12 protein-coding genes and 2 tRNA genes are annotated in these 12,114 nt (G+C 66.0%); 6 read left to right on the top strand and 8 right to left on the bottom strand.

Annotated features, from left to right (window positions below; genetic code table 11):
• Positions 1-4 precede the first annotated feature (4 nt).
• The 5 genes from GOPIP_RS13315 to GOPIP_RS13295 form a co-directional block, all read right to left on the bottom strand.
• Positions 5-643 (bottom strand): ATP adenylyltransferase, encoded by a 639-nt coding sequence (locus tag GOPIP_RS13315; protein WP_006370202.1) that lies wholly within the window; start codon positions 641-643, stop codon positions 5-7.
• Complete coding sequence (thrS, locus tag GOPIP_RS13310; RefSeq protein WP_006370201.1) at positions 636-2,705, bottom strand: threonine--tRNA ligase; 2,070 nt, start codon at positions 2,703-2,705, stop codon at positions 636-638. Before thrS ends, GOPIP_RS13315 begins: the two co-directional genes overlap by 8 nt.
• Before the next feature lie 149 nt (positions 2,706-2,854).
• Positions 2,855-3,268 carry a TIGR02611 family protein gene (locus tag GOPIP_RS13305; protein ID WP_006370200.1) on the bottom strand — a complete coding sequence of 138 codons (414 nt, stop codon included), beginning with the start codon at positions 3,266-3,268 and terminating at the stop codon, positions 2,855-2,857.
• Positions 3,196-4,731, bottom strand: coding sequence for a glycosyltransferase 87 family protein (locus GOPIP_RS13300; protein WP_006370199.1), 1,536 nt, complete (start codon positions 4,729-4,731; stop codon positions 3,196-3,198). Before GOPIP_RS13300 ends, GOPIP_RS13305 begins: the two co-directional genes overlap by 73 nt.
• 81 nt (positions 4,732-4,812) lie before the next feature.
• On the bottom strand, positions 4,813-6,252 hold the full coding sequence (locus GOPIP_RS13295; protein ID WP_035727992.1) for a carboxylesterase/lipase family protein: 1,440 nt from the start codon (positions 6,250-6,252) through the stop codon (positions 4,813-4,815).
• A gap of 101 nt (positions 6,253-6,353) precedes the next feature.
• Between GOPIP_RS13295 and GOPIP_RS13290 the strand changes: the two genes are divergently transcribed.
• The 4 genes from GOPIP_RS13290 (at position 6,354) to GOPIP_RS13275 (ending at position 8,807) form a co-directional block, all read left to right on the top strand.
• On the top strand, positions 6,354-6,791 hold the full coding sequence (locus GOPIP_RS13290) for a DUF1622 domain-containing protein (protein WP_006370197.1): 438 nt from the start codon (positions 6,354-6,356) through the stop codon (positions 6,789-6,791).
• Between the two features lie 80 nt (positions 6,792-6,871).
• A complete protein-coding gene (locus tag GOPIP_RS13285) occupies positions 6,872-7,759 on the top strand; it encodes a D-hexose-6-phosphate mutarotase (RefSeq protein WP_006370196.1) in 888 nt (295 codons plus the stop codon).
• Positions 7,760-7,938: 179 nt separating this feature from the next.
• Positions 7,939-8,547, top strand: a complete 609-nt coding sequence (locus tag GOPIP_RS13280; protein WP_006370195.1) for a recombinase family protein — start codon at positions 7,939-7,941, stop codon at positions 8,545-8,547.
• Positions 8,544-8,807, top strand: a complete 264-nt coding sequence (locus tag GOPIP_RS13275) for a hypothetical protein (RefSeq protein WP_006370194.1) — start codon at positions 8,544-8,546, stop codon at positions 8,805-8,807. The genes GOPIP_RS13280 and GOPIP_RS13275 overlap by 4 nt, the downstream gene beginning before the upstream one ends.
• A gap of 23 nt (positions 8,808-8,830) precedes the next feature.
• Here the strand turns inward: GOPIP_RS13275 and GOPIP_RS13270 are convergent, their stop codons facing one another.
• Entirely contained in the window at positions 8,831-10,063 is a 1,233-nt protein-coding gene (locus GOPIP_RS13270; protein WP_006370193.1) for a hypothetical protein, read from the bottom strand.
• 314 nt (positions 10,064-10,377) lie between these two features.
• Here GOPIP_RS13270 and GOPIP_RS29705 point away from each other — a divergent pair, with 314 nt between their 5' ends.
• Complete coding sequence (locus tag GOPIP_RS29705; RefSeq protein WP_269210494.1) at positions 10,378-10,500, top strand: hypothetical protein; 123 nt, start codon at positions 10,378-10,380, stop codon at positions 10,498-10,500.
• A 365-nt stretch (positions 10,501-10,865) separates the two neighbouring features.
• Here GOPIP_RS29705 and GOPIP_RS13265 read toward each other — a convergent pair whose 3' ends face one another.
• Both GOPIP_RS13265 and GOPIP_RS13260 read right to left on the bottom strand, forming a co-directional pair.
• Entirely contained in the window at positions 10,866-11,636 is a 771-nt protein-coding gene (locus GOPIP_RS13265; protein ID WP_006370192.1) for a DUF8168 domain-containing protein, read from the bottom strand.
• 73 nt (positions 11,637-11,709) lie between these two features.
• A tRNA-Val gene (locus GOPIP_RS13260) sits at positions 11,710-11,784 on the bottom strand.
• Between the two features lie 254 nt (positions 11,785-12,038).
• Between GOPIP_RS13260 and GOPIP_RS13255 the strand changes: the two genes are divergently transcribed.
• Positions 12,039-12,111, top strand: a tRNA-Gly gene (locus GOPIP_RS13255).
• Positions 12,112-12,114 lie beyond the last annotated feature (3 nt).

Raw genomic sequence — 12,114 nt, 5'->3', positions numbered from 1 at the left:
AGATTCACCGCTCGCCCCGCCCCTCGCCGAGCCCTTGACCTGCACCGAACCGTTCCCACGCCTCCGCGAGGAGGTTACGGGTGTCTCGCAACAACTGCGGCATCACCTTCGCGCCGCCGACCACCGTGATGAAGTTCGCGTCACCGACCCAGCGCGGAACGATGTGCTGGTGCAGGTGTTCGGCCAACGATCCCCCGGCGGCGTAACCGAGATTCAAACCGACGTTGAACGCGTTGGGATTCGAGACCGACTTGATGGTGCGAATCATCCGCTGCGTGAAGGCCATCAGCTCGGCCGACTCCCCCGGCGTCAACGCCTCCAGATCGGCGACCTGCCGATACGGCACGACCATTGTGTGCCCGGGGTTGTACGGGTACAGGTTGAGCACCGCGTACACGTGCTCCCCGCGGGCGACGATCAACCCGTCCTCGTCGGTCATGGTCGGGATGTCGAGGAAGGGATGCCCGGTGGATTTGGTCGCGGGCGGGTCGGCGGTGATGTAGGTCATCCGGTGCGGACTCCACAACCGCTGCAACCGATCCGGATCACCGGTGCCGCAGTCCCGGATCTGCTCGTTGGCGCCCTGCTCATTGGCTCCCTGCTCGTCGGTGCCCTGCTCGCCGGCGCCCTGCTCGTCAGCCATCGTGGTCCCCACCCGCCCCGGCGGCGATGAGCTCACTGGTCGGCGAATCGTTGCGGCGGGCGGCGATCCACTCGGCGATCGTCTCGACCGCCTGTGCCGTGGGTACCCCGTTGACCTGGGTTCCGTCGCGGAAGCGGAAGCTCACCGCGCCTGCGGCGACGTCGCGTTCGCCCGCGAGCAGCATGAACGGCACCTTTCCGGTGGTGTGGGTGCGGATCTTCTTCTGCATGCGGTCGTCAGAATAGTCGACCTCCGCGCGGATTCCGCGTTTCTTGAGGTCGTCGACGACGCCCTGTAGATGGTCGGCGAAGGTGTCGGCGACCGGGATGCCGACCACCTGTACCGGCGACAACCACGCCGGGAACGCACCGGCGTAGTGCTCGGTCAGTACGCCGAAGAAGCGTTCGATCGAGCCGAACAACGCCCGGTGGATCATCACGGGCTGGTGTTTGGCGCCGTCGCCGCCGGTGAATTCGAGGTCGAACCGGGCTGGCTGGTTGAAGTCGAGCTGGATGGTCGACATCTGCCAGTTGCGGCCCAGCGCGTCCTTGACCTGCACGGAGATCTTCGGGCCGTAGAACGCGGCGCCGCCCGGGTCGGGTACGAGGTCCAGCCCGGACTCGCGCGCCACCTCGGCGAGGGTGTTGGTCGCGATCTCCCACGATTCGTCGTCGCCCACGTACTTCTTGGGGTCCTTGGTCGAGAGCTCGAGGTAGTAGTCGTCGAGCCCGTAGTCGGCCAACAGGTCCAGGACGAAGGTCAGCAGCGACCGCAGCTCGTCGCGCATCTGCTCGCGCGTGCAGTAGATGTGCGCATCGTCCTGCGTCATCCCGCGCACACGGGTGAGCCCGTGCACCACGCCGGACTTCTCGTATCGGTAGACCGAGCCGAATTCGAAGAGCCGCAACGGCAATTCGCGATACGAGCGGCCGCGGGACCGGAAGATCAGGTTGTGCATCGGGCAGTTCATCGGCTTGAGGTAGTAGTCCTGCGCCGGTTTGCGCACCGTGCCGTCGTCGTTGAACTCGGCGTCGAGTTGCATCGGCGGGAACATGCCGTCGGCGTACCACTCGAGGTGCCCGGACACCTCGTAGAGATGCGATTTGGTGATGTGCGGGGTGTTGACGAACTCGTAGCCCTCTTCGGTGTGGCGCTTGCGTGAATAGTCCTCGAGTTCCTTGCGGATGATCCCGCCCTTGGGGTGGAAGACGGGCAGGCCGGAACCGAGTTCGTCGGGGAAACTGAACAGGTCGAGTTCGGCGCCGAGCTTGCGGTGATCGCGCTTCTCGGCCTCGGCGAGCAACTCCAGGTACGCGTCCTGCGCCTCCGCCGATTCCCAGGCGGTGCCGTAGATGCGCTGCAGATCGGCGTTGTCCTGATCGCCGCGCCAGTAGGCCGCCGAGCTGCGGGTGAGCTTGAACGCCGCGATGTACTTGGTGGTCGGCACGTGCGGACCACGGCACAGGTCGCACCAGATGCGTTCTCCGGTGCGGGGATTGAGGTTGTCGTAGGCGGTGAGTTCGGCGCCGCCGACCTCCATCACCTCGCTGTCGGCGGCCGCGCCCTTGTCATCGATGAGTTCGAGCTTGAACGGCTCATTCGCCAGCTCCATCCGGGCCTCGTCCTTGGAGGCATAGACCCGACGCGAAAACCGTTGGCCCGACTTGATGATCTGCTTCATCTTCTTCTCGAGGGCGGCGAGATCCTCGGGGGTGAACGGCTCGGTGACGTCGAAGTCGTAGTAGAAGCCGTCCTTGATGGGCGGGCCGATGCCGAGCTTGGCGTCGGGGAACAGTTCCTGCACGGCCTGCGCGAGGACGTGGGCGGTCGAGTGCCGGATCACGCTGCGACCGGCCTCGGTGTCGGCGGCCACGGGCTCGACGTCGGTGTCGAGTTCCGGGGTCCAGGACAGATCGCGCAGGTCGCCGGCCGCATCGCGGACGACGACGATCGCCTGCGGCCCCTTGTTGGGCAGATCGTGCTCACGCAGCGCGGTGCCCGCGGTGGTCCCAGCAGGCACACGGATCGTGGCTGGGTGACTCACCTTGAGATCGTCGGGCACGGCGAACGCTCCTCACACATGTGGCGGCACCGGTCGCCGGTGCCGCCGAATTTTCGATTTCGTGGTCGATCGTATCCGCGCCGGGTACGCGGGCGTGCCACAGGAGTGCCACAGGAGTGCCAGAGGAGTGCCACAGGTCGGGTCGCGCGTCACAGGATCGGGCTCTGGGCCCAGTCGGCGTGGACGTCGAACCATCCCGCGACCGTTCCGAACACGCCGAGCACCCACAGTGAGGCGAGCACCACCACGCACGTGGCCAACCCGAACATCCCCTGCACCGACCAGTGCCGGCGCTTCATCCATTCCATCCACGCGTCGTAGCGCCCGCGGGCGAAGCGCAGCAGCCGGTGCGCCCACTCGAACTCCGATGCGAGGATGCCCAGACCGAGGAAAACGATGAGCCAACCGGGTCCGGGGTACGGGATGGCGACGATGCCGCCGGCGAGAACGATCGCGCCAACCACGCCGACGCCGATCCGGTAGGTCAGATTCAGTCGGGGGTCGCGCCGGACGATGTAGCGGCGTTGCCGTCCCCAGATGCGAAGTCGTTCCCACGCTCGCACTGTCGGCTCCCGTCCTGCTCTGGTCGATCCCGGTTGTCGGTTCGATCCGTGTGATCGCCGGACTCGTCGTCGTCCGGCGTGCCGCCAGGATACCGATCGATGTCGGGTTCGTCGGATACCGAGCGTCGGGAGAGGCCGACGACAAGCGTCATCGCAATGGTGACGAGCAGCACCGCGACGTAGGCACCCGAATAGAAGACGACGGCCGCACCGTCATACCAGTGCACGTTCGGCCAGCGCGGCATCATGAACACGCCGATCGCGATGGCGTGATCGGAACTCTGATAGCGCCCGCTGGTCCACCAGTTGTACGACCAGGCGAACGTGGCGAGAACCAATGCGACCGGCAGGACCCACCACCACAGCCGCCGGCGGTCGGCGAGCGTGCCGCGGTAGGCCACATCGATCGCGACGATCAGCAACGGCACGAACCACACCCAGTGGTGGCCCCACGAGAACGGCGATGCCGCCGCCGCGGTCATGCCGGTGATTGTCACCGACAACAACCGCCAGCCCCGGCGATAGGCGATGACCGCTGCGCACAGGCCCGCCACCACGACCACCGCGGCGACCGGCACCCACATCCACGTGGGTGCCTCGAACACGGTCCCGCCGTCGGCATACGGGTGACGGAAGGAGGTCGCACCGAAATAGGCGAGCAACTGCGAGATGAAGCCGTTGATCGACTGGTTGGCCGGTGAATCGACCCGACCCACCCGGTCGGCCGCCCCGAGGTAGGTGGTCCAGTAGTCGCGGGAGTCGCCCGGAATGACGACGAAGGCAACGACGATGGTCACCAGGAAGCCCACGACCACCCCGATCGCGGCGCGCCAGCGACGCAGAGCGAGCAGATAGAGAACGAAGAACCCAGGGGTGAGCTTGATCCCCGCGGCGATGCCGACCCAGAACCCCCGGACGCGAGAGTTCGGGCGGTTCAGGTCACAGAAGACGAGGTCGGCGAGGATCAGGAACATCAGGAACACGTTGATCTGGCCGAGCCAGATCGTCGTGCGGACCGGTTCGAGCGCGGTGACGGCGATGGCCAGCAGCACCGACAACGTCCACAGTCGTGCGTCGGCACGGTAGCCCAGACTGCGGAACCCGAGGAGCACGGTGATCACCAGCACGACGCCGATTGCCGCCCACCACAACAGTTTTGCGGTGGCGAATCCGACCAGGGACAGCGGCGCGAAGAGCACCGCGGCGAACGGCGGATAGGTGAAGTCCAGATCGGCGATCAGCGAGTGATGGTAGAGCGGCGCCGCGGTGACGACGGTGTGGCCGCCGGCGCGATAGACCCGCAGGTCCACTCCGTTGTGCAACAAGCCGTAGAACGGGTTGTGCATCGGGATGACGGTGATCTGCCAGACGAACACCGCGATGGCCGCAATCGCGGCAAGACCGACCAGTCCCCACCCGACGGAGCGGGGTTGCCGCCCGACGAGGGTCGCGCTGCTCGGCATGGGTAACACCGTACGACGATCCTGGGCCGATCAGAGGACTGCGGGCCCCGGACACGCCGACGACGTGAGCGGGTTACGTGGTCAGTCGAAACGGCGGATCTCGCCGCCGGAGGCGTACGGGGACCATCCGGGATCGCCCGAGGTGGCGAACCGTACCCACGTGGCGTGCATGTCGTCGGCGATCCGCTGGTCGGGTTCGGGGCCGACGAGCGCGTGCGCCTCGTCGAGGTGATCGAAGACGAATGGGATCTCGACCGCATGCCCGGCGCGGATGTCCCCCTGCGGGCTCTCGTATCCGAACTCGTAGAGATGGGTGGAGGCCCGCTCTCCCTGAGCACTACCGCGCACCTCGGCGATCGTGGTGGTCGGGCCGGAGAACGCGGCGCGGCTCAGGGCCTCGCTCAGCGCGTCACCGGGGCTGACGCCCGCGTCGAGGCGGTTCCGCAGGAACTCGGCACCACCGTCGGTCGAGCCGAGCATCGCCGCCGCCCCCTCCTCCGTGACCGCCGACGCCCCACCGGTGGCCACCATGAAGAACCGGAACTCGTCGGCGTTCCAGCCGGCGAGTAACGGCACCGAGGCGCCCGCACCGGCCGCGATGGCGTCGACTGGCCGCGCGGTGAGCACGTCGCCGTCGATCACCGGGAACTGCGACATGATGCCGAGGCCGACCTTCACGATCGACTCACCCCACACCTGCGGATCGGGGGCCAACATGAGTTCGAGTGCGACCTGGGTCTGCGCTTTCAGCAGTTCGTCGCCGGAGACCTGACCGAGCGCGTCGGCGGTGGCGTCCACGCGCAGCAGCGCCGCGAGCCGGTCGGTGACCTTGCGCGCATCGGCGGGGTCGGCGGCCGCATTGCCGTTGCCGCTCTCCATGATCGCCCGTCCGAACAGTCCGTCCACCCGTGGCGAGGACAGCAGCGAGGCGACGCTCATGGCGCCGGCGGACTCGCCGAAGACGGTGATGTTGTCGGGGTCGCCGCCGAATGCGGAGATGTTCTCGCGCACCCACCGCAGCGCGGCGATCTGATCGAGCAGCCCGCGGTTCTCCGGAGCGCCCGCGACCGAGGCGAATCCCGGTGTGCCGAGCCGGTAATTGATGCCGACGCAGACGACGCCATCGCGGGCGAAGGTGTCCCCGGTGTACATCGTGATCCGGTTGGAACCACGGGTGAAAGCACCCCCATGAATCCACACCATCACCGGCAGCCCGGCCCCGCCCGGGTCCGGGGTCCAGACGTTGAGGTTCAGGTAGTCGTCGCCGTCGACGATGACGTTGTCGAGGAGCGCGGCGATCGGTGCGGGGTACGGCGCCTGCGGTGCGGTCGGGCCGTAGGCGGTGGCGTCCCGAACGCCGTCCCACGACGGTGCAGGCTTGGGTGCGGCAAACGCATCGGGCCCGACCGGCGGTGCGGCGTAAGGGATTCCGAGGAATGCGGAGATCCCATCGGTGGTGCTGCCGGAGACTGCGCCGCCGGCGATCGAGACGACGGGGGCGTGAACATCAGCGCGGGTCATACCCGCCGACGCTACGCCCATGTCCGGGGTCGGCTCGGCAGAACCGCATTCGCGATACCGATGCGCTGGTGAGTGCCCGGACGCGGCACTACTCTCCAGAAATGGACATCGAGAGGGTCTTCTCCGGAGTCGCGGTCACCCTCGAGGTGATCGGCGCGGTGGCGATGATCGCCGGGTTCGTGGTGGCGGTGGTGCTCAGCGTCCGATCGTTGCGTCGCGACGAGGGCGGTGCGACCGCATTCGCCACCCTGCGCAATACCCTCGGTTCGGCGATCCTGCTCGGCCTCGAGATCCTCGTGGCCGCCGATCTGATCCGCACCATCACGTCCAAACCGTCGATCACCGACGCCCTGATCCTCGGCATCGTGGTGCTGATCCGGACGATCCTGTCGATGTCGATCCAGATCGAGATCGAGGGCGTGTTGCCTTGGCGGCGTGCGCTTCTCACCAGTGGTGGCCAGTTGATGGGACATGCGGTCGCCGCGGATGCGCGCGCATCACGGGCGCATGCGGCGCGGGCGGAGGAACCGGGGCCGTGACGAGGTGCGGCGCGGTCTCGGGTCTGTGATCGTGCACCGAGCGGCGGGCGCCATGGTGACAGGCGTGCGACGCTGATCCGGTGACGACATCGGGTGACGACGTAACGCAGCACTCCCACGGGGTCCGCAAGGGCTCCGTTCACGGGCTCGACGCCCACATCATCGAGACGCCGCACGCGCAGGCGGCGATTTCGGTGTTCGGCGGGCAGGTCGTGTCGTTCCGGCCTTACGGGTCGGCTCACGACGTGGTGTGGGTGTCCCCGGTGTTGGCCGATCTGCCGACGCCCATCCGCGGCGGAATCCCGGTCTGCTGGCCCTATTTCGCTCGCGAGGGCCAGACCGGCGACGTTCCCTCGCACGGTTACGCGCGCACCGCCCGATGGGCGATCACCGGAGCGGTGGTCACCGAGACCGGCGAAGTCGAGATCTCGTTGGCACCAGAGGGACTCGACCAGCTCGAGTTGCGCCTGTCGATGACCGTGCGGGTCGGCGCTACGTTGGAGCAGGGTATCCACACCCACAACCCGGGCACGGCGCCTGCGCGGCTCACCGAGGCTCTGCACAACTACTTTCGCGTCTCCGATGTCGCTGATGTCCGCGTCGAGGGGTTGGCCGGGCTGACCTATGCCGACAAGTTCGACGGCGGCGCGATCCATCCGCAGCACGGCGAATGGACGTTGCCGAGTTCCCCTGCGCGCAGCGACCGCCTGTACCCGGGGGCGGGCGGCACCTACCGGATCGTCGACCCCGGCTTCGGTCGGGTGATCGAGATCCGTGGACGCCGGGCGCGCACGGCCGTCGTCTGGAATCCCGGCGCCGCCGTCGCCGCGGGCATGGCCGACGTCGGTCCGCACTGGCGCGAGTTCGTGTGTGTCGAGACGGCCAATGCCGGCCCCGACGTCGTCGAGGTTCCCGCCGGGGCCACCCACTCCATGTGGCAGACCATCTCCGTCACGCCCGTCTCATAACTCCGGATATCGAATCTCGTAAGTCTCATAATCTACCGGTGCGCGTCATGCTGGGCCGTGTCCGTAAAACACTGTCTTCGAAGACCGATCCTGCGTAGAACCAGCTGACGCCTCTGCGGTCTCATATCTCACTGCGTGTCTCGTCTCGGTAACTCGTCTTTTGAGATAGCCTCGTCGGCATGCCCACCACCGATCCGGGAGCGCAACCCGGGATGCTCCTCGGTTACGCGCGGGAGAGTTCGGATTCCCCTGCACTCGATGAGCAGATCGATCTGCTCATCGACAACGGTGTCGACCCGGAGCGCGTGTACTCCGACCATTCGCGCCACGACTCCCCCACCGCACACCGCCCGGGGCTCGACGCGCTGCTCGGCTACGCCCGCCCCGGTGACACCGTCGTGGTCGTCGGGATGGATCGGCTCGGACGCAGCACACCCGAGTTGCTGTCGACCGTGCGCACCCTCGACGATCGCAACATCGGGGTTCGCTCGATTCGCGAGCGATTGCGTACCGACGACGACGTCGGAGCGACACTCGTCGGCGTCCTCGCCTCACTGGCGGTGGTGAACGACGAGGCCGCCCGAACACGCCAACGAACCCAACCCAGGCCGACCCGACACAGCGGCAGCTCCCCGCTCGGACGCCCCCGTGTGCTGACCGACGAACAGGTCGAACTCGCACAACGCATGCGGGACAACGGGGATCCCGTTCCGACCATTGCCACGACCCTCGGGGTCAGCCGCGCCACCCTGTACCGAACTCTCGCCGAGAAGAGGACCACTCGATGACCACCAGCAACTCCCGCGTACTCGCCTTCCCGACCGCCATTCCGCCGGAGTCGGCGATCAGCGACCCGACCCTCGACGAGGCGGAATTCCAGCGCGGATACGACGAGGCATCGGACTACCTCGCGTCCTTGCCGCGTGCCTGGGCCGCCAACCACGCGACGGCGGCTTTGGCCGCCGGTGAGATCCCCCAGATCACGCAAAGCTACGAACGCGGTTATCGCGCAGCGCTATACGGTTACAGTCGGCATCCGCGGCGCTGAGTTGCACACCGGCCGCGGAACCGTCACGAAGCAAGCGTGTACCGCAAGATCACCCGATACCGATACATGCCATCGACGATCACGTTCTGAATGCGGGTCAGAGTGGCGCCTTCGCGAACGAGTTCTTCGACGATCTCGGTGTCCCCATCGCATCGGCGGGCCGTCGGCGGGTACCCGGATTCCTCGTAGTCCAGCATGTAGTCGCGGCCGTCCTCCGTCCCGAGAAAGTCATGAAACGTGTAGCCCAGTCCTTCGAGCGCCCCCTCTACGGACCAGAAGGGGATCTTGGGGTCGGTGCCGTCGGCGAGTTCGTAGAACGAACCGTCGGGCCGAATCGTCAGCTCGACGGCGAACGGCGCCTCGATGGGAGCTGTCGAACTGCGCACCGCGCTGTCGGGATCGGGCCGTCCGTCGAGCCATTGATCGTTCGCGTCCTCGGCAAGGTCCTCGCTCCAGTCGAGTTCGAGTGCTTCGACGGTCTGCAGGCGCCATCGTCCGACGAGATCCTGGGTCGACTCGCCAGTGCTGTGCGAAGGTGGATACACCTCCTGCGCTTCCAAGCATTCGACCCTGACACGTACCGGTTGGACGTCGTTGCCGGCCCCTTCGGGCCAAATCCGGATGTCGCCGGCGACACCCGGTCCGTTGTCGAGGATCAGATAACGGTTGTTACCCCACGGCGTGACACTCGGAGCAATGGGGCCCTCGATTCCCTCCGCGGTCACCGCGGACGTACGCAATCGTACGAGCGCACCGGGCCGCACCACATGCTCGACTGTCAGCGGCTCCCAACGGGAATCCGGTTGCGCCACAACTTCTCCGAACAGATCGGCCAGGTAGGCGTCACGTCCGTCACTCAACCACACACACCATCGCCAGGCTGCGGGCCCGGTCACGACGGTGCGGCGAGCAGTGCCGGTGGCCCTGTCCGCGCACACGATGATCGCTGCCGGGAAGTTCTCCGCGCCGATGCCTGCATGCGCCTCGTCGACAACATCGTCGACCACCTGCGGTAGTTCGACATCGGGACTTCTCCATTCACCGTCGACACGGATGTTCGCACTCATGGAACGGCTGCCCTGGGCGAGGCAGCTGACGATGTAGGCGAACTTGTCCCAGCCTTCGTCGATGGTTGCGGGCGCATCGGTTTCTTGAGCCCTACGACGCCCCCAGCGAACAACATTCGGCCACGGCGCGAACACCGCCGCAGCCACCTCGTTGGGCAGATCCTGCCACAGGGTTTCATCGACGAGCATGCGTTGACCTCAATCTTTCCGGAAACTTCGCGTCGTGAACGACGAAAGATGTTCAGACATCTGATGATCGGACTTCCACGCATCGAGCCACCCCGGTCCGAACACCCCCGTTCAGGTCGGTCAGCCTACGTCGTGGTCTCCGCGATGTCAGAGGGCGCGCCGGAGATGCCGGACTGTCGTCATTCACAGACCGGACCGCAAAACACACAGATCAGGCATAGGGTCGTCGAACGGTCTACGCCGAGTGTGAGGACTGGCATTCCGACATCGTCAAGGTCCCCCGGGCCCACCGCCCGACCCTCATAAAGCTCGAGGTGGCTGCAGTCGAGAAGTGTCTGGCCGTCGTCGAGGGCTATCTGAGCGTTGTTATTCGACTCGGATGGGGCGGCCTGAACGAAGCCGCGATCGACGAGCTGCGTACACCACTATCCGCATGAACCGAGTACCGCGTGACCGCCCCCGTGTGCCGAACTGATGCCCCGACGACCACAGATCGACCGAGGCCAACGTCGCCTACTGTCACGAACGTTTGGACCGAACAAATCCAATGGCACACGAGACAAAAGGGACCAACACACATGGCAGTTGGTAAAGATTCCACCCCTGCCACCGCCAGCTGCAGCGGTTGCGCAGAGTGCAATCGCGAAACTGACTGCGAAAGAACAGGGTTGGCTGCAGCGAGCATGGTGTGTCATCGGCACGGTGGGCGCGGCCGGGGTGTTCGAGGCTGAACCACGCAACTGGCACCGGCACGGCCGCCCACTTCGAGGCCGATCGAAACAGCGGCGGCGGTGTTGTCGTCTTAGCTCTGGCCGGCCTCAACGGCGCGGAGGTTGGGTAAGTAGTCCTCGATGTACTTGGCGATCACGTCCCGAGTCCAGCGGAGCCACATGATTCGGTCGTCGTGCGAGAGGACAAGACTCTCTCCGTGGCGACGCGCCGTCGCCAGCTTCGTGAGCGGGTCCATCCCAGCCTTCGACGTGCCAAGGGCGGCGTGCATCCGGCTCCACGACGGTCCCGTCTTATCGCCATCCTCGGGTTGCAGAAACTCATGGCGCAGGCATTCGATGCCGCGGTAACAGTAGAAGGCGGTATCGATCGAGAGCCTCAGAGCCATCCGCATGTCGGCAAGCGCGTCCCTCACGTTCGCGTTCTGGCCCACGGCGGCGAGGTACTTCCCTAGTAGTTCACCTTCGACCCGCTCACCTTTGACCCGCGCGAATGCAGGAAGGGAAGTGTGGCTACCGACGACGGCAATCTCGTCAGCTCTACCCGTGGTCATCTCGACCTCCAGCGACGCCGCCAGAACAAAACCGAGCGAGTCAAGCACTGACCTGACCGACGCTTCGACCTGATACCAGATCGGATTGAGCCAGATGGCGTCACTGTCCGCATCGCCCTTGCCGATGTCGTAGTCGTCCTCGAAGGTGACGCGCACGTTCAGCGCGGAACGGTAGAAGAACACTTCCACCCGACAATCACCGCTATCCACGGTGACGGGATGGTCCAGACACCAGTTACCCGCTTGCGGGTGAATCAGACCGGTGAAGAGGATGTTGTGCTTGCGGCTCACTGGCGATGAATCCCTTCACCACGACCGCGATTCCGGGTCGATGTTGTGCAAGACACCGGATAACGCCCTGACCTGGTGGTCCCGGCTGGGATCGAACCAGCGACCTCCCCGGTGTGAACGGGACGCTCTTCCACTGAGCCACGGGACCATGTTTCCGGCGCTCGGGGCGCCGGTGCACGAGGCAGAAGATTACACGCCGGTGACCCGGTTGCCAAAATCGCACCCACCGCGCGTCCCATGCCCAATCCGCGGAACCCGTCCGCGCACCCGCGCCCGACCGAGAACCTCACCGGCCATACACGCCCACGTCCCCGACCAGGCGATTTGGTATCTCCGTAACGTTCGGATAATGTTCTGTCCCGCATCGCGAGCACAAGGTCCACAAGATCGCTCGCGAAGCGTGCGGATGTAGCGCAGCTGGTAGCGCATCACCTTGCCAAGGTGAGGGTCGCGGGTTCGAATCCCGTCATCCGCTCGG

Origin of the sequence: Gordonia polyisoprenivorans NBRC 16320 = JCM 10675 (assembly GCF_000241325.1) — a bacterium.
Classification (GTDB): Bacteria; Actinomycetota; Actinomycetes; order Mycobacteriales; family Mycobacteriaceae; genus Gordonia; species Gordonia polyisoprenivorans.
The sequence above is the reverse complement of the archived record's forward strand: the minus strand, read 5'-3'. Positions and strand labels throughout refer to the sequence as shown.